Here is a 16,865-nt window from a genome sequence, read left to right on the forward strand (position 1 = left end):
GCTTATCTGGTTCCGGGATCCAGAATCAGCGTGTCCACCAAACGAGGTGGGGGTTCCGGACCTCAGCGAAAAGCGGCAGCGGTCATGGTCGAGCCATTGCACGTACTTCTTGCGGAAGGTCTGCTGAAGTGGCCCGGCGGTCGCGTTGCACTCGACGTGCACGACTCGTGGCGCTCCTTCGGCAGCTCAACGTTCAACCGCACTGACTACGAACTGTCGTTGGTCGGTGACACCGTTGTTGCGCGAACCATCTACCTCCCGAAGCGTCGCCCGGGGATCCCAAGCACCGAGATCCTCCCGCACGTTCAAAGCGGTGTCGTCACCCCATCTCGTCCCAGAGCGCACCCTGGCCGAGGGCTGCTTCGAACGCGTCCTTGCGTTGGTGCCGATGGTCGAAACGCTCCGCAGCCCGCGGCCCGCAGCGCGGACAGCGGATCGGCTCGGCCAGGAAGATCCGCGCACCTTTATCTGTCAGGACGCAGTTGGCTACGTCCAGGCGGTCGCCAGCGACGAATATAGCAATCGAGACTTGCGCGACACCCACGCCAGTGCCCTCGAACACCTCGGGTCCGACCATAAGATCACCCGGCACCTAGACGACCGAGCCGCTCTGAAGGACATCTCTGGGGCGTCTTATCCAGCGGAGTTGCTCGAACCCGGGTAGCCTCCTGGCTCAGCAGCAGGGTGTGCTTTCCATCGGGTGCTGAGTCGAGGAACAAGGGTCCACCCCTGGCTCGCGGTGAGACCGCTAATCCTGAACGTTCTCGCACCACCGACGTCGCGCGTGGGCGGGCATATGAGCGGCTAGGACGCGCAATGTGTCGACGCTGGGCGAGCCACGGCGGACCCGGTGTCGGCCACGCGAAAGGCCGCCTCCCGAGAAGGAGGTTGCCTTTCGGAGGCAGCAACCCGGAATACATTTGGCACGTCGTGCCTACTGCCCGGAACCAACCTTGAGCGGTCGACCGACGTCGAAATTCGCACCGCGCTCGGGTTACGTCACGATGGTGAGGGGCGAAACTCGATCTTCGCGGCACCCGCGATGCTGCCGGGCGCTCAAGTTCACCCAACCTCCTGAGGAGCGGGGTGGGAGCGCGAACGGCTGGTCGCAAAGTTGCAGGTCACGCTGCCCTCGTAAGCAGATAAGGGCGTGACGATACCTGCCAAGTCCCCCTCCGGAGACTTTCGTCGTAACGCCTTGGCGTGACCAGGGGCGACACACTGAGAACGACACGTGACGCTACGGCGTCGAAGTCGAAGTCGATCTGAACGCCGAGTGCCTCGTCGAGGTCTCGGCGTTCTTTGTCTGTGGCGCGGTTCAGCACCTTGAGGGAGCCGCCCACGATCTCCAGGTCCTCTGCCAACAGCGGCCGGCGAGCGTGTAGACGCGACCTGTCGCAGAAGCCTTCGGGCGCTGTTGTCCGGGACCGCGTCGCTGCGCGTTGAACCGGGCGAGCCCCTTCTCGTAGGTTGCGACGTCGACGATCGCGGGGTGGATCCCCTGGTCGGTGCCACGCCAGCGCATCCTACGAGCCGGGTCATCGGCCGACGGCGACGGGATGTCGTCTGCGACCAAGCCAACAGTGATGGCTCGGACCGCCTCCCCGCGATGAACTCGGCAAAGACACGCTCCACGATCGGAGTTGTAACGTGATCGGGGTCAAGCATGTGGGCGCGCTGCCCTGCTGCAGCCTTAAGCCGTGGTGGCAAGCGCTGCGGTCTTCAGACGGAGGAATTCCTCGGCGTTGATCGTCCCGTCGTCGCGGAGGTCTCTGGCGATACTGATCTGTTGGGCTGCGTCGGTGCCTGCGACCGCGCGAACGTACTCCGGGGTCGCGACCTTGATGTCCAGGACGGTGGCCTTTCGCCTGTGCGCCATGCGAGGCCCGCGGGCCACGAGGTACGCGAGGAGTCCGCCCAGCGGGACGAGCAGCAGGAAGAAGACCCATAGTGCCTGGGCGAGGCCGCCGAGGTGACGGTCGCGGAGCACATCGAGGAGCACCTGGGACAGGACGAGGACGTAGGCGACGAGGAAGAAGATCTCGAGCGTGAGCCAGTAGACCGTGACGGGGAGCATGGGGCTTTCTGGGGATTGTGTCGTGTCGTGTCAGTCGGCGACGCGGGCGATCGGGCTTGTCATGCAGTGCCCGCGGCCCCGGTGGTTGAGGGTCTGGGTCAGTTGGTTCATCGGGTTCCTTACTTCGCGGGGGACTTCTCGCTGGTAGGCGTCTCGGTGGCGGCTCGCGATGCGTACCGCCCGTCGACGATTCAATACTCGGGGCCGCCGGTTCTTTGTTCGTCGAACTGCCGCGCTTCTCACCCCGCTTCTCGCCCCGCGTCGCCGGTGCACGCGGGTTCGCGGACCGGCGGCCCGCCCAGGGAGGGCGATGCTGCCCAAGTGTCCGGCCATGGGGCGGTTCCGATGCTCGGCTCGTGACGGGCCTCGACTCGGGCGCCAGTCTGAAGGGTGATCTTCGGGGCTAGTTCCGCCGGGCGAGTTCCTGGGTTGCCGCCTGGGCGATGAGGGTGGAGGTAGTTCGAAGCCAGCGGAGAGGCCCGACTCCCTTCGCCCACACGAGAGGAATGCCATGCATCTCGACACTCACCTGAACGACGAAGCGCCGGTGCGCTCCTCCGGGTTGGAGCGCGCGCTTGAGCTGGCGGGGACTGCTGCACCGATAGGTGACAGGTACCTCAGGTAGTGAGCAGCCTGCCCGGTCAGCAGGTAACCTCGAACCCGGTATCAGGGTGTGCTTCCCATTGGGTGCTGAGTCGAGGAACACGACCCCACCCGTGCTTGCGCCGAGACCGCCGTCTCCTGAGTCCGCGCGGGGTACCCGCCTCGCCATTGGCGAACACACTCCCACCGGGAGACCCGCCGCTCTCGCCGGCCTCGGCCCGTGGCGAGAACAAACAACCTGGCCCTGAAACCCCGCTGGTGCTCCCTTCGCTCCCCGCGATCGGTAACCATGCAGGTCAGAGCCACAATGCACAGTTCCATGTCTGATCTGAAGTGTCGCCTCGGGTCCCGTGGGACTGCGGCGGACGGGAGCGGCCCTGCGAGGCCGCCCGTCCCACCGCATCTCCCACGGGGCCTGAGGCGTTCGTGCAGGTGTGCACTAGCGTCTGCGCAGGTGCTCGGCGTCCCGTTCCCCGGTGAGAGGGCTGCGGCCGGCCTCGTCCGACGTCGGCCCGTCGGGTGAACCCCCGACCGGAGTGTGGACCGGCACAGCGCCGTAGCCCATGATGATGGTGTGACTGCGGTCGAAACCGGGCCGCTGTACGGCCGCGAGGATGTGCTCCGCCGACTGATCCATGATCTGGACCAGGTCGTCGAGACCGGTGGGTTCGCGATCGGGCTCAGCGGTGAGCCGGGAGTGGGCAAGAGCGCGGTGCTGAGGCAGGTTATGAAGCACGCCGCGAACTCGGGCTCGACCGTCATCGGTGCGAGGGGCAGCAAGGCGGAGTCACACCTGCCGTACGCCAGCCTGCACCAGCTGTTGCGGCCGGTCCTCGGGCGGGCCGACGGGCTGCCGGCTCAGCAGCGTCAGTCGTTGCTCGCTTGTTTCGGCATGGTCGACGACGTGGTGGCCAACCGGTTCTTCACCTCGCTCGCTGTCCTGAACCTGCTGTCCGAGCTGGCCGACGAGGCGCCGGTCGTGGTGTGCCTCGACGACCTGCACTGGATGGACCGACCGTCCGTCGACGCGTTGGCGTTCGTCGCCCGCCGCATCGACACCGAGCGGGTGGTCCTGCTGTCGACGTCGCGGCGACCGGACCCACAGCTTCTCGGTGACGAACAGGTCGTGACCTGGACCGAGCTGAAGGGACTGCCCGTGGACGCCGCGGACGCACTGCTGCGGTCACGTGCGCCGGGCCTCAACCCGGCCCTGCACGACCGAGTGGTCACGCAGGCCGGCGGCAACCCGCTAGCGCTCGTGGAGTTCGCCGGTGCGTTGAGCGCAGGGACTCCTGGTTGGACCGAGCTGGACGACGAGCTTCCGATGACCTTGCGCCTCGAGCGGGCATTCGCTGCGCGAGCCGGTGAGCTGGAGCCGGTCGCCCGCGCGATCGTCGACGTCGCGGCTCTCGACGAGGGGGACGATCTCGACGAGGTCGTCGCGGCCGCTGCAATCCTGTGTGGCGCCGACGTCGGCCCCGACGACGTGCGGCCTGCGGTGACGCTCGGTCTGCTGGCCGTGGCGGGGCCGACCTACACCTTCACGCACCCCCTGATCGGCTCGGCAGTCCGGCAGTCGATGTCGCACGAACGACGTGAGCAGGGGCATGGTGCTCTGGCAGCCGTCCTCTCGGCCAACCTCGAACGCGCCGCCTGGCACCGGGCCGGCGCGATGTCCGGACGTGACGAGCCCGTCGCGGCACAGCTCGAGCTCGCGGCCGCAGAGGCCCGTCGACGCGGCGCCTTTCCCACCGCGCTCACCTGGCTCGAGCGAGCGGCAGTTCTCAGCCCGGATCCGCTCGACCGGGCCGCCCGCCTGCTCAGCGCGGCCGAGGTGGGTTTCGAGCTCGGCAGGTTCACGGAGGTCGAACGGCTCAAGGGCCAGGTCTCCCGGATGACGCTGCGGCCCAGGGACCGGTCACGGCTCACCTGGTTGACGGGCGCGTTCCATGACGGCGCCACCAGTGATCCTGCCGATGTCAGCCACCTGGTGGACCTGGCGCGGCATGCCACGGCCGAGGCGGACGTGGAGCTGACGATGCAGCTGCTGTTCGGAGCGGCCCGCAGAGTCTGGTGGCGAGACCCCGGCCCGGCGGTCCGGCAGGAGATCGTCCGTGCCGCGCGCGCGGTCCCGCTACCTGCCGCGGACCCGAGGGTGCTGGCCGTGCTCGGCCTTGCGGAGTCCCTCGAGCTGAGCGGGCGGGTGATGGAGCATCTGGCCTACTCACCGGTTGATGGTCACGGGCAGCCCGACGTCGCGGCACTCCTGGGCATCGCCGCGTTCTGCGCGGGCGACTTCGTGCGCGCGGACTCGTCGCTCTCGACCGCGATCCACGGCTTTCGCGCCGAGGGTCGCCTGAGCCTCCTCGCCGAGGCGCTCTCGATCCGGGCCTGGGCAGAGATCAACCTGGGCGTCTTCGACCGGGCTCGGTCAGCCGACGAGGGCATGCGCCTCTCCGACGAGACCGGCCAACGGGTGTGGGCCGGGACGGCGCGGCTCGCGCTGGCTTTCGTCGATGCGGTCGGCGGGAGCTGGGACGGGCGCCATCGCCTGCTCGCCGAGGCCGAGCAGACCGCGCTCCAGCTGCCGAACGCGAGCTCGTCGCTGCTGGCGGGCGCGCAGCTCGTGCGCGGGATCGGCGAGCTGGCGGCCGACCGGCCCGAGCAGGCGTACGGCGAGCTGCTCCGTGTGTTCGACCCGGACGACCCGGCATATCAGCGCGTGCAACAGGTCTGGACGATCAGCTACCTGGCTGAGGCCGCCGTCCGGATCGGCCGCCGGGACGAGGCGCGAGCGTTGACCGTCTCCGTCGAGGAGATGGCGAACGGGTCTGCCGCCGTCGGCACGGAGCTCGCTCTCGCGTACTCACATGCCGTGCTCGCGGACGACGCCACCGCCGAGCAGCTCTTCCATCGCGCGCTCGCCGGCGCCGGACGCTTCCCGTGGCACCATGCCCGGGCCCAGCTCGCCTACGGTTCGTGGCTGCGCCGCCGGCGACGGGTGGCCGAGTCCCGCGACCCGCTCAGGGCAGCTCGCACGGCGTTCGACGCCCTGGGTGCCAGACCCTGGGCGCAACAGGCCGACCAGGAGCTGCGGGCGACCGGCGAACGCGGCTGGCAACCCGCGGACGGCGCCCGCCCGCAGCTGTCTCCGCAGGAGGGCCAGATCGCCGACCTCGCCGCGCAGGGCCTGTCCAACCGGGAGATCGGCCAACGGCTCTTCCTCTCGCACCGGACCGTGGCCTCGCACCTCTACCGCATCTTTCCCAAGCTTGGCGTCACGAGCCGCCAGCAGCTCGCGGGCATGCTGGCCCGTGACCCCGCCGGCCCGGACGCGCCGAACCAAGTACAGTCATCCGACTGAAGTCGGCGGTGTCCCGGCCGTCCTAACCTCCGAGTACGCCCTGGTGCGACCAGCACAGGGGACCGAGCAAGGAGGCAACCGTGGCAACACCAGTGCTCTTCATCCACGGGCTGTGGCTGCACGCCAGCTCTTGGGGATCATGGGAGACGCGGTTCCGCGACGAGGGATACGCGCCGCAGGCGCCGGGTTGGCCCGGTGACGCGGAGACCGTGCCAGCCTCGCGGCAGAGCCCGGAGACGATCGGCGACCACGGCATCGACGACGTCGTGGCCCATTTCGCCGCGATCATCGACGAGCTCCCCGAGCCGCCGATCCTGATCGGGCACTCGTTCGGCGGGATGATCGCCCAGAAGCTGCTGGGCCAGGACCTCGCCAGGGCTGCGATCGCGATCGACGCCGCTCAGATCAAGGGCGTGCTGCCCCTGCCCCTCTCGGCGCTGCGCGCGACGTTGCCGGTGTTCAAGAACCCCGCCAACAAGCACCGGGCCGTCTCGTTGACCGCCGAGCAGTTCCGCTTCGCCTTCGGGAACGCCGTCTCCGAGGCGGAGTCGGACGAGCTGTTCGAGCGATGGACGATCCCGGCACCCGGCAAGCCCCTGTTCGAGGCGGCCGCAGCCAACTTCGACCCGCACTCACCGGCGAAGGTCGACACCGAAAACCAGTCCCGCGGGCCGCTCCTGCTGATCGCCAGCGGCAAGGACAACACCGTTCCCGAGGCGGTGACGCGCGCGACGCTCAAGCAGTACCGACACTCGGAGGCGGTCACCGACTTGACCACATTCCCGGACCGGGGACACTCGCTGACGATCGATTCGGGCTGGGCGGAGATCGCGGAGACGTGCCTGGTCTGGCTGAAGAAGCAGGAGCTGTGAAGCTCGACCTGGCCGGCCGCCGGGCGGTGGTGACCGGTGCGAGCAAGGGCATCGGTCTCGCCGTGGTCCGTGCCCTGGCGGACGAGGGCGCGCAGGTGGCCGCGGGGGCACGCAGCGAGTCCGCCGAGCTGAGCGCCCTGGCCGACCAAGGGGTCGTCACTGTGCTCGGCGACCTGACCACCGCGTCGGGCTGTCAGGCGCTCGTGGACCAGGCCATGGACCGCTTCGGCGGAGTCGACCTGCTCGTCAACAACGTCGGCGGGGTGCGCCCGCGCACGAACGGCTTCCTGGGCGTCTCCGACGCCGACTGGGAGTGGGCGCTGCAGGTGAACCTGCTCTCCGCCGTACGCGCGACCAGGGCGGCGCTGCCGCACCTGCTCGCGGCGGCGCCGTCGGCCGTCGTGACGATCTGCTCGGTCAACGCGACCCTGCCGGACCCCGGGGTCATCGACTACAGCGCCGCGAAGGCCGCGCTGCGCAGCTTCAGCAAGTCGCTGTCCAAGGAGGTCGGCCCCTCCGGCGTCCGGGTCAACACCGTCAGCCCCGGCCCGGTGGAGACAGCGCTGTGGCTCGGGCCCGGCGGAGTGGCCGAGACCCTCGGCCAGGCCCAGGGCGTCGACCCCGGCGCCGTCCGCGATGCAGCCGTCGCCGGCACACCGACCGGGCGGTTCACCCGACCCGACGAGGTCGCGCAGGTCGTGCTGCTGCTCGCGTCCGGCACAGCCGGCAACATCACCGGGGCCGACGTGCTGATCGACGGCGGCATGGTCACCACCGTCTGACGACCCGGTCGCCTCCAGGAACCGCGGCGGTGGGTGGCCACCGCGGCGGAGGCGACCGAGCCGCGGAGCCCACCCCACCGAAGCTGCCACAAGGACTGAGCAATGGTTGACCTCAACGTCGTCTGCCCCCCGCACGTGGTTCCTCCCTCGGTCCGCCTCGCCAGCACCCAGGGTCGGTGGCTGCTGACCGCGACCATCCTGGGGTCCAGCCTGGCGTCGATCGACGCGACCGTCGTCAACGTCGCGCTCCCGGCCATCGGCCACGACCTCGAGATGGAATTCTCCGGACTGCAGTGGACGCTCACGGCCTACACGCTGACCCTGGCGTCGTTCATCCTGCTGGGCGGCGCGGCGGGCGACCGGTTCGGACGCCGACGGGTCTTCCTCGTGGGCATCGTCTGGTTTGCCATCGCATCCCTGCTGTGCGCCGTCGCTCCGACGGAGGGACTGCTCGTCGGCGCCCGCGCCCTCCAAGGCTTCGGCGCCGCCCTGCTCACCCCGGCGAGCCTGGCGATCATCCAGGCGACCTACACCGAGGTTGACCGGGCGCGCGCCGTGGGCACCTGGGCAGGCTTCAGCGGTGTGGCTTCCGCGCTCGGCCCGTTCCTGGGCGGCTGGTTGATCGAGGCCGGCTCGTGGCGGTACATCTTTCTCCTCAACGTGCCCCTGGCGGCGCTGGTGATCTGGCTCTGCCTCAAGCGCGTTCCGGAGACCCGGGATCCCGCGGCCGGCGGTCGCCTCGATATCGCCGGTGCGCTCGCCGGTGTCGTCGGGCTCGGCGGCATCTCCTATGCACTGATCTCCGTCCCCGCGTCCGGTACCGGCTCGATCGGCGTCATCCTCCCGGCCTGTCTGGGGCTCGCAGGGCTCATCGCCTTCGTGCTGATCGAGCGCGGTGTGCGCAACCCGATGCTGCCGCCGAACCTGTTCGGGTCGTCCCAGTTCCGTGCCATCAACGCGGTGACGTTCCTCGTGTACGGCGCGATCGGCGCGAGCCTGTTCCTGCTCGTGCTCCAGCTCCAGGTGGTGTCGGGGTTCAGCCCCCTCGTCGCGGGCTCGGCTCTCCTGCCGATCACGATGGTCGTCCTGATCTTCTCCGCGCGCAGCGGTGCCCTGGCCAGCCGGATCGGCCCCCGGGTCCAGGTGACGGCAGGACCGCTCGTGCTAGGCCTCGCCATGCTTCTCGGGCTCAGGCTTCAGGCCGACAGCAGCTACCTCACCGATGTCGTTCCTATCACCGTCGCCTTCGGGTGCGGCTTGGCCGTCATGGTCGCACCGCTCACCTCCGCCGCACTGGCCGCCGCGCCCGTGGGACATGCCGGGATCGCCTCCGGCGTCAACAACGCCGTCGCGCGGGCAGCACACCTGCTGGCCGTGGCCGCCATCCCGGCAGCCGCGGGACTCACCAGCACGGCGTACACCGACCCCGCCGTCTTCCTGACCGCGTTCCATGCCGCGATCAGGATCTGCGCCCTGCTGTTCTTCGCGGCGGCGGTCCTGGCGGCACTCACCGTTCGGCGGCCGGGAGCCGTGAGGGCCTGAGGAGGGCCCCGGTTCCCGCAGTCATCCGTGGTGGTGCTGGTGCGTCGCGGACGGTTGGTCGTAATCGTCCGGGTAGCGCAGGTCCGGGCCGCCGACCTGGCGGCCGAGCGCGAAGGCGCGCCGCGAGGCCCTTCCGATGTCTCCTGGCGGCCGAGGGCCGTGAGATCGAGCCACGGGATGCCGTAGTGGAACTCCTGGATGCCCCGGCCGTAGGTCGAGTAGGTGTGGCGTTATTTGTCTGTGGCCCGGCTCGGCACCTTGAGGGAGTTGCCACGATCTCCAGGTCAGATCGACCGCTTCTCCGCCTCAGGAGGAGGCCGCGTTCGAGCGCGAGTAGGTCAGTGCGAGGTTTGCCCCTGGGGAATGACTTGACGTCGATCAGCTGCAGCCTGGTGAGCTCGGTGAACAGCGGGCTGCCTCCGCCGTGGGCGAAGGGGCTGACCAGCAGGTGGTACTCGTCGACGAGGTCCGCGAGGACGAGCGCCCGGGCGAACCGCACGCCGCTCGTGCGCGAGGATCGAGCCGTCGTCCTGGGCCTTCAACCGGGCGACTTCGGTGGCCAGGTCCCCGGAGCAGATGGTCGTCGTCGCCCACGGGTCCTCGATCGGCGAACGGGAGAAGACGGCCTTGGGGATGGTGTTCATCGCGTCGGCCTCAGGTCCCCTCTGGAACGGCCAGTAGCCGGTCATGTCCCGGTAGGTGCGGGAGCCCATGGCGTGAACGCCGGCCGAGCCGAGCACGGTGGCCATGTGTGCGACGAACTCCGCGTCCTCGTCGTACTCGAGGAAGAAGTCGTCGCGTACGCCCGCGGGTGCTGCGGCAATCCCGTCAAGGGACAGGCTGTGTCGGAGGATCAAGGGGCGCACGACGACTCCAAGGACCGTATTGATGTCACGGGACTCATCCTCCTGGTCTCGATCGAGGCCCATGGGGTCGCCTTTTGCGGCTGTTCGTCAGCAGCGTGTCGCCGAGAGGCGCACGTAATACACGGGGTCCAGGTTGTTCCCGCCGCCGTAGTAGCCGTCCGAACCGCTCCCGGTGCAGTCGATCTGGTTGCCCGCGGAGTTGTACGTCCGGTAGGAGGCTCCACCGGTCTGCCGGTTGAGGTAACGACCAATTCCGGTCCACTGGTAGACGGAGTAGAGGCCGTAGTCGTAGAACCAGAACTCCCGCATCTCCGGGTCCGTGCCGTCCCACATCGGAACTTTCTGACAGACGTAGCCGGGGGAGCAGACAGGCTGGGTGTCCGGCTGGTACTCGCGGATCTGCGCGGCGGTCGGGCTCGTCCTCGGGTTGTAGTCCTTCAAGATGCTGTAGTCGGACTCCGCCTGGACCACCACCGGCGTAGCCGCCGCCATCTCCGTCGGGGACAGCGTGGTGAGGTCGGCGCTTTCAGACTGAGCCGTCGAGCTGGGCGTGTTGGCGCTGCTCGCCGTCGGGCTCACAGATGTGGCGACTGCGATGAGGGAGGCCGTGGCCAGAGCGACTCCGAGACGTATGGATCGGACAGAGGTATGAGTGTTCATGCGGGTGAGCCTTGGACGAGACCGGGCGCTCGGCAACCTACTTCGGCCGGTGCCGAATAGCCACGCGACAACGTCGTGACCTTCGTCCACCGGCAGTTCTGTGAAGCCGCATTCAACACGCCATTCTTCGAGTTGCCGGCAATGTCTGTCGGGGGCCCAGCAGTTGGCGTCCATCCCGTCCAGCAGCCTCTCCCGCAATCGCTAGGTCGCTGATCCAAGCTGCCCAACCCGACGCCTCCATCCGCATCGATCGCTGCCTCACCGTGATATGGCAACGCACGGCTTTTCGGTTGCCGCCGAAGTTTGTGGCAGGCCTGAGCGACCGAGTTCTAGGTTCGCCGTGTTCCGCGTAACGCCAGGTGCCGTGCCCGGTGAAACTCGGCGCGGAACAGGAAGGGGATCCAGATGACACTCCGGAAGCGCTGGCTCGCCACGCTGTCGAGTGCGCTGATGGCGTTTCTCTGCGTCGTCGGTGGTACCCAGGCAGCGCAGGCGTACGACGACCCAGGCCTCACCGCCCCGGGCGGCAACCGCATCGCCGGTGCGACGAACGGCGCGAGCACCGGCGAGGTGGCGCCTGCGGCCTGGACACCGAACGTGTCCCCGCTCCTCTCGCAGGAGGCCGCCGGCCGCAATCTGACGACCGCCGACCGGAACGCTGCGCTGCACAACTGTCCGCGTCTTTACGCGTGCGTCGCTGTCGGACAGGGAGACGGCCGCCATACCGTCTTCTTCCTGTACCACTGTGACACGCGCACGTTGACCAACTTCATTGATGCTGGTGCGATTACCAACCGTCAGAGTCCCGGCGCTACGGTCCGGTTCACCGGCCCGGGCGCTCCGACTCTCGCGTTCGCACCTCGCGTGGAACCGTATTCGTTCTACCCGTTGCCGTATGACCGGATCGATCCGTGCTGAGTTTTGCCTGCCGCACATAGATTCGAGTGCTTGAGAATTCACGCACCGGTTTCGCACCGGCGAACATGAGGTGTCCTGGCCCTGGACCGGGACACCTCATGTTCATGAAGCCGGCCCCGGATGAGGCTGGTCGTGGCCAAGATCAGGAACGCGATGGCGCCGGTCAGGACGCGGCGGATGAGGTCCAGAGGATTGAGGTTCACTTCCCTTGGGGATCCGAGCCATTGAGCGGCTGCGGACGAAGTCGTCCAGGTCTCGCGCGGCTCTTGCGTCGAGAGCGAGCGGCTTGCCTGCGGTCCGGTGCCGAAGGCCTGCGCTGGTCGAAGGGTGACCTCATCGCTCGCCGCGATCGCGCCGAGCCTGGCGGTGGGTCTCACGGGCTACCGTGACCCTGGGCATCACGGGACCGGCCTGCACCGGTCTGCGACGTGTGCCGTGACGGACGAACAACGGCGACGGGAGCGAGATGCGGTTCAGCAGTCCGGTCGGGCGGGAACGGGGACGGGGCATCGCTCTGCAGCGGCGGCCGGGCCAGCTCGTGATCGTCGGCTTCGTCGGCGCCATAGTGGTCGGCACGCTGCTCCTGCTGCTCCCCGTTTCGGCGTCGGGGGAGCCGGCCTCGTTCATGCAGGCCGTGTTCACCGCGACCTCGGCCGTCTGTGTCACGGGCCTGATCGTCACGGACACCCCCGTGTTCTGGTCCGGGTTCGGGCAGGCGGTGATCCTGGTGCTCATCCAGATCGGCGGCCTGGGCGTGATGACCGTCGCGTCGCTGCTCGGCGTCCTGGTCACGCGGCGTCTGGACCTGAGCTCCCGTCTGGTGGCCGCGGCGTCCACCCGCACCGTGAGCCTCGGCGACGTGCGCCGCACCCTGGTCCGCGTGGTGGTGATCGCGCTGATCGTCGAGGCGGCCGTCGCCCTGGTGCTCACGGTGCGTTTCGTCGTCGCCTACGGCGAGTCACCGGGCCGGGCGCTGTGGGACGGCGTCTTCCACGCCGTGTCCGGGTACAACAACGCGGGCTTCGCCCTGTTCTCGACGTCGCTGATCGACTTCGTGACCGACCCCTGGATCTGCGTGCCCATCGCGGTCGCCACGATCGTGGGCGGCCTGGGCCTGCCGGTGCTCCTGGAAGTCCTGCGCAATCGCCGTCGTCCGGGACGGTGGAGCGTGCACACCAAGATCACTGTGCTCATGACGGGCCTGCTGCTGGTCGGTGGCACGGGGTTCTTCCTGGTCACCGAGTGGGACAACGCGGCGACCATGGGGACGCTGAGCGCCGCGGACCGGGTGCTTGCCTCCTTCACCCAGGCCGCCAACGCCCGCACGGCCGGGTTCAACTCCGTGGACACCGGCGCGATGCACACCGAGACCTGGCTCGGCACGATCATCTTGATGTTCATCGGCGCGGGCACCGGTGGCACCGGCGGCGGCATCAAGGTGACGACGTTCGCCGTGCTCGCGGTGGTGATCTGGTCGGAGCTGCGCGGCGACCCGGACGCGGACGCCTTCGACCGGCGCATCTCGGCGGCCACCCAGCGGCAGGCGCTCTCCGTGGCCCTGCTCACGGTGGCGATCGTCGTCCTGCCCTCGCTGTGGATGACGGCGCTCTCGCCGTTCCAGGTGGACGAGATCCTGTTCGAGGTGACCTCGGCGTTCACCACGACAGGCCTGTCGACGGGGATCACGGCACAGCTCGCGTGGTATCACCAGGTGGTGCTGTGCGTACTGATGTTCATCGGGCGGCTCGGGCCGATCACGCTCGGGACCGCGCTGGTACTCCGCGCCCGCCGGCGCCTGTACCGGCGTCCGGAGAGCGCGCCGATCATCGGCTGACCATCGCTGATCGACGACCTGGGCGCGACGCTCGGCTCGTCGGTCCTGCACGCCAGGCCGGCCCGGCGCTCACGCGCGGTGGCGACGTACCCGTCCGGCCGGTCGGACGCGTCGCCGGCGCAGGTCGCGCGCTATGGTGACGCCCACAGGCCGCACTTCCTAGTAGGGCGCAGGCCGCGCAACTCTGCCCTGAAAGAGGACCCACGTGACTCCCACACCTGAGCCCGGCCAGATGCCGCTGCATGCTGACCTCGAGGAGGTGCTTGCCGGTGGTGCGAGGCCGCCGGTCGGGCGATACCGCCTCGACCTGGCGACGGGGGAGTGGACCTGGTCGGACGAGGTGTTCGCGATGCATGGGTTCGAGCCGGGCGACATCGTGCCGACCACGCCGTTGATGCTGTCGCACAAGCACCCGGACGACCGAAGCAGGGTCGACGGGATCCTGCGCCGGGCGGCGGAGACCGGTCTCCCGTTCAGCTCGGTGCACCGGATCATCGATGCCACCGGCAAGACGCGCACGCTTGCCGTGACCGGCCAAGGGCGACGTGACCAGGCCACCGGTCAGCTGGTCGAGCTGTTCGGCTACTTCATCGACGTCACCGATGTGCAACGCGACGCGGCGGCGCGCGAGGCGTCGGCGTCGATCCGGGCATCAGCGGAGAACCGATCCGTCATCGAGCAGGCCAAGGGTGTCCTCATGGTCGTCCACGGCGTCGACGAGGACGAGGCGTTCGCTCTGCTGCGTCAGACCTCCAACCGGGCGAACATCGCCGTCCGTGACATCGCCGCCACCCTGGTCCACATGTTCTCGGGACCGAACGTGACGGAATTCCCCACGCGGGAGGCCATCAACACGTTCCTGGCCGACCTGACTGCACCAGGCGACCACTGACGGTCCGTGGGCCGGGTTCGCATCCGGCTGCGATCGGACGCGGGCTGGAGCACGGTGACACGGCCGACAGTGCGACTGAAGAGTCGTGATGCCACCGTGGGAGGGGAGGTGAGCGAACCCTATGGATCCGCCGGAAGTCCTCAGCCTGCTCGCGCGGTCCTTCGCCGACACCGACTCCGACCGACCGTTGCCGGTGCGTCTGTGTGAGACGTGTGTCGACACATTTCATGCGCAGGGTGGGGCGCTGACCGTATCGGCCGGCCCGGGAGACCAGATCGCGGTGAGTACACGAGGCGCGTTCGAAAAGCTCGAACCCCTCCAGGAGGTCCTGGGAGAGGGCCCGGTGCCACGGGCACTGGCCGTGGACCGGCTGGTGGTCATGCGCGTCGAGGCCATGGTGGACGAGTATCCCGTCTTCTCCCACCTTGCCGGAGCCATCGGCGACGGCGTGACGCTCTACGCGGTGCCGATGCGGGTAGGGCCGCACGTGATCGGTGTCCTCAGCCTGTACGTGACCGATACGCCGTCGGGCTGGGACCTGGGCGACCTGCAGTTCGCGGCCGACGTCGTCGGAGCCGACCTGCTGAGCAACTTCGAGCTTCTTGACTGGTCCACCAACGCGCCGTTCCATCAGGCCACCGGGATGGTCGCCATGCAGCTGCGCATCCGGCCCGATGACGCATCCGCGCTGATCCGGGCGCGCGCGTTCGCGAGGTCGGCGCGCTTGCTCTCCGTCGCTCAGGACGTCCTCCAGCGGCGAGGACTCGTCAGCGACGATGACTGACCGCCGCTTCGTGACGCTCCCGGCGGTCCGGACGTCTCCCTAGGTCGGATCGGCCGGGCCGGCGTCGATCGCTCCGGCGACATAGGCGCGCCGGATCCAGCTGGCTATGACGGGTACGGCCAGGGGGTAGCGCTCGACGAGCAGCTCTGCCACCGTCAGGTCTTCCGCGGTGTCCGTGAGGATGCCGCTCGCCGCCAGGACGGCGATGAGCTCGTTCTGTGTCATCTGTCAGCTGCCACTCCGGTTCGCGGTGTCGACGCCGCAAACGACACTACGGCCTTACCCGCGGTTCTGCCCGCGCCTGCAGGGTGGGTATCGCAGGCGCGGGCATGTCTCGGCGACGTCTCACGCCGCGCGGCCGGCACTCCCCGCCGCCTGGGGAGGCTGAGTCAGCGGACCCGGTCGTAGACCAGGGCGAGCTCTCCCGACGCGCCGGTCTCCTGGTGGGTCAGTGCCCAGGTGGAGGCCGGGAGCCCGTCCTCGAACAGGCGCTGTCCACCACCGGCGATCTCCGGCAGGACCATGAGGTAGAGCCGGTCGACCAGGTCGGCGGCGAGCAGCGGCTTGACGATGCTCGGGCTGGTGTTGACCAGGATGTCGCCCTCGCCCTCGCCCTCGTTCTTGAGCTCGCGCACGACGTCGGCCGCGGGTGCGTTCACGATCCGGGTGCGCTCCCACGGTGCGTCGGTCAGAGTGGTGGACAGGACGACCTTCTGCGTCCGGACCAGCCACCGGGCGTACTCCCGGTCACGGGGGTCGGCGTCCGGGTCGTCTGCGACGGACGGCCAGAACCCCATGAATCCTTCGGCGTTGCCGCGGGCGAGTACTGCCGTCGTCGCGTCGGCCCACATGCGGCTCATGTGGTCACGGGCGGTGTCGCTGGTGACGTAGGGCACGAAGGTGGCGAAGTCCGCCGGCCCACCCGCGCCGTGGTAACGGCCGTCGAGGGCGAGGCTGAGGTTGGCGGTCACGGTGCGGCCGGTCGAGCGTGTCATGTCGTCCTCCTGGAGCTGTCGCGCCGCCTCTCGGCGCTTCCGACCCTAGGACGGAGCCACGCCACGCTTCTCGACATCGGCCGTGCGGCGCGACACGTCGCGACGGCGAGCCGAACGGCACACCGCCCACGCTGCCGCCCGTGCGATCAGGCCGGCGCCAGCAGCCCGGCCTGCCGGTAGACCCGACGCAGGTAGTCGAGCAGGACATCGCGGTCGAGGTCGCCGGGTTGCAGCAGCCGGTAGATCAGCGCCCCGACGGTCATGTCCAGGAGCACCTCGACGTCGGTCTTGCGCGGCAGGTGCCCCTCGGCCACGGCGCGCTCGAGGACGACAAGGGCGGTGCGGCGGCGAGGCACGATGTGGTTGTCCCAGAAGACTTCCATGAGGTCGGGGTGCGTGAACCGTGCCCCGAACACGGCCGCCAGGAGCGCCCGGTACTGCGGGTCGGCCAGCAGGCCGGCGGCGGTGGGCAGGGCGTTGCCGATCAGGTGTGTCATCTGGTCGTAGGTCAGGTCGTCGTACGACGACGGCGGGTCGGGCTGGTCTCCCAGCGTCCGTGCCGGCAGGCCCGTGCCGGCCGACTCGAACGCCGCGGCCAGCAGCTTCTCCTTGGTGCTCCACCGCCGGTAGACGGTGACCTTGCTGACGCCGGCGCGCCGCGCGACCTGTTCCATGC

General features: G+C 69.0%; 15 protein-coding genes. 8 read left to right on the plus strand and 7 right to left on the minus strand.

What is annotated here, in order from left to right; translation table 11 throughout:
* Positions 1-319: 319 nt before the first annotated feature.
* Positions 320-577, minus strand: coding sequence for a hypothetical protein (locus PROKR_RS12015; protein WP_036963474.1), 258 nt, complete (start codon positions 575-577; stop codon positions 320-322).
* Positions 578-1,693: 1,116 nt separating this feature from the next.
* Positions 1,694-2,077, minus strand: a complete 384-nt coding sequence (locus PROKR_RS12020; protein ID WP_036963476.1) for a PLDc N-terminal domain-containing protein — start codon at positions 2,075-2,077, stop codon at positions 1,694-1,696.
* Between the two features lie 1,177 nt (positions 2,078-3,254).
* Here PROKR_RS12020 and PROKR_RS12025 point away from each other — a divergent pair.
* The 4 genes from PROKR_RS12025 (at position 3,255) to PROKR_RS12040 (ending at position 9,240) form a co-directional block, all read left to right on the plus strand.
* The gene (locus PROKR_RS12025; protein ID WP_169736398.1) at positions 3,255-6,044 is read left to right on the plus strand and encodes an ATP-binding protein; all 2,790 of its coding nucleotides are present in this window, start codon (positions 3,255-3,257) and stop codon (positions 6,042-6,044) included.
* Between the two features lie 80 nt (positions 6,045-6,124).
* A complete protein-coding gene (locus tag PROKR_RS37370) occupies positions 6,125-6,916 on the plus strand; it encodes an alpha/beta hydrolase (protein ID WP_036963478.1) in 792 nt (263 codons plus the stop codon).
* Entirely contained in the window at positions 6,913-7,698 is a 786-nt protein-coding gene (locus PROKR_RS12035) for an oxidoreductase (protein WP_036963480.1), read from the plus strand. The genes PROKR_RS37370 and PROKR_RS12035 overlap by 4 nt, the downstream gene beginning before the upstream one ends.
* A 102-nt stretch (positions 7,699-7,800) precedes the next feature.
* Entirely contained in the window at positions 7,801-9,240 is a 1,440-nt protein-coding gene (locus PROKR_RS12040) for an MFS transporter (RefSeq protein WP_051432913.1), read from the plus strand.
* Between the two features lie 338 nt (positions 9,241-9,578).
* Here PROKR_RS12040 and PROKR_RS12045 read toward each other — a convergent pair whose 3' ends face one another.
* Complete coding sequence (locus PROKR_RS12045) at positions 9,579-10,169, minus strand: dihydrofolate reductase family protein (RefSeq protein ID WP_051432914.1); 591 nt, start codon at positions 10,167-10,169, stop codon at positions 9,579-9,581.
* A 24-nt stretch (positions 10,170-10,193) separates the two neighbouring features.
* On the minus strand, positions 10,194-10,598 hold the full coding sequence (locus PROKR_RS12050) for a hypothetical protein (protein ID WP_142034688.1): 405 nt from the start codon (positions 10,596-10,598) through the stop codon (positions 10,194-10,196).
* Between the two features lie 573 nt (positions 10,599-11,171).
* Between PROKR_RS12050 and PROKR_RS12055 the strand changes: the two genes are divergently transcribed.
* The 4 genes from PROKR_RS12055 (at position 11,172) to PROKR_RS12070 (ending at position 15,194) form a co-directional block, all read left to right on the plus strand.
* The gene (locus PROKR_RS12055; RefSeq protein ID WP_036963486.1) at positions 11,172-11,684 is read left to right on the plus strand and encodes a hypothetical protein; all 513 of its coding nucleotides are present in this window, start codon (positions 11,172-11,174) and stop codon (positions 11,682-11,684) included.
* Positions 11,685-12,150: 466 nt separating this feature from the next.
* Positions 12,151-13,518 (plus strand): TrkH family potassium uptake protein, encoded by a 1,368-nt coding sequence (locus PROKR_RS12060; protein ID WP_051432915.1) that lies wholly within the window; start codon positions 12,151-12,153, stop codon positions 13,516-13,518.
* Positions 13,519-13,723: 205 nt separating this feature from the next.
* The gene (locus PROKR_RS12065) at positions 13,724-14,410 is read left to right on the plus strand and encodes a PAS and ANTAR domain-containing protein (RefSeq protein ID WP_051432916.1); all 687 of its coding nucleotides are present in this window, start codon (positions 13,724-13,726) and stop codon (positions 14,408-14,410) included.
* Between the two features lie 121 nt (positions 14,411-14,531).
* On the plus strand, positions 14,532-15,194 hold the full coding sequence (locus tag PROKR_RS12070; RefSeq protein ID WP_036963490.1) for a hypothetical protein: 663 nt from the start codon (positions 14,532-14,534) through the stop codon (positions 15,192-15,194).
* A 39-nt stretch (positions 15,195-15,233) separates the two neighbouring features.
* Here PROKR_RS12070 and PROKR_RS12075 read toward each other — a convergent pair whose 3' ends face one another.
* The 3 genes from PROKR_RS12075 to PROKR_RS12085 all read right to left on the minus strand — a co-directional run.
* The gene (locus PROKR_RS12075) at positions 15,234-15,419 is read right to left on the minus strand and encodes a hypothetical protein (RefSeq protein WP_036963492.1); all 186 of its coding nucleotides are present in this window, start codon (positions 15,417-15,419) and stop codon (positions 15,234-15,236) included.
* Positions 15,420-15,583: 164 nt separating this feature from the next.
* Entirely contained in the window at positions 15,584-16,189 is a 606-nt protein-coding gene (locus tag PROKR_RS12080; RefSeq protein ID WP_036963496.1) for a dihydrofolate reductase family protein, read from the minus strand.
* A 146-nt stretch (positions 16,190-16,335) separates the two neighbouring features.
* The coding region (locus PROKR_RS12085; protein ID WP_036963498.1) for a TetR/AcrR family transcriptional regulator at positions 16,336-16,865 on the minus strand (530 nt) is incomplete at its 5' end.

The sequence above is a fragment of the Promicromonospora kroppenstedtii DSM 19349 genome, assembly GCF_000515355.1.
GTDB classification, from domain to species: domain Bacteria; phylum Actinomycetota; class Actinomycetes; order Actinomycetales; family Cellulomonadaceae; genus Promicromonospora; species Promicromonospora kroppenstedtii.

Excerpts from the sequence above, each read along its gene's own strand:
- PROKR_RS12055 (WP_036963486.1), top strand. The coding sequence starts at position 11,172 with ATGACACTCCGGAAGCGCTGGCTCGCCACGCTGTCGAGTGCGCTGATG.
- PROKR_RS12040 (WP_051432913.1), top strand. The coding sequence starts at position 7,801 with ATGGTTGACCTCAACGTCGTCTGCCCCCCGCACGTGGTTCCTCCCTCG.
- PROKR_RS12045 (WP_051432914.1), bottom strand. The coding sequence starts at position 10,169 with ATGGGCCTCGATCGAGACCAGGAGGATGAGTCCCGTGACATCAATACG.
- PROKR_RS12020 (WP_036963476.1), bottom strand. The coding sequence starts at position 2,077 with ATGCTCCCCGTCACGGTCTACTGGCTCACGCTCGAGATCTTCTTCCTC.
- PROKR_RS12075 (WP_036963492.1), bottom strand. The coding sequence starts at position 15,419 with ATGACACAGAACGAGCTCATCGCCGTCCTGGCGGCGAGCGGCATCCTC.
- PROKR_RS12050 (WP_142034688.1), bottom strand. The coding sequence starts at position 10,598 with ATGGCGGCGGCTACGCCGGTGGTGGTCCAGGCGGAGTCCGACTACAGC.
- PROKR_RS12070 (WP_036963490.1), top strand. The coding sequence starts at position 14,532 with ATGGATCCGCCGGAAGTCCTCAGCCTGCTCGCGCGGTCCTTCGCCGAC.
- PROKR_RS12080 (WP_036963496.1), bottom strand. The coding sequence starts at position 16,189 with ATGACACGCTCGACCGGCCGCACCGTGACCGCCAACCTCAGCCTCGCC.
- PROKR_RS12060 (WP_051432915.1), top strand. The coding sequence starts at position 12,151 with ATGCGGTTCAGCAGTCCGGTCGGGCGGGAACGGGGACGGGGCATCGCT.
- PROKR_RS12015 (WP_036963474.1), bottom strand. The coding sequence starts at position 577 with ATGGTCGGACCCGAGGTGTTCGAGGGCACTGGCGTGGGTGTCGCGCAA.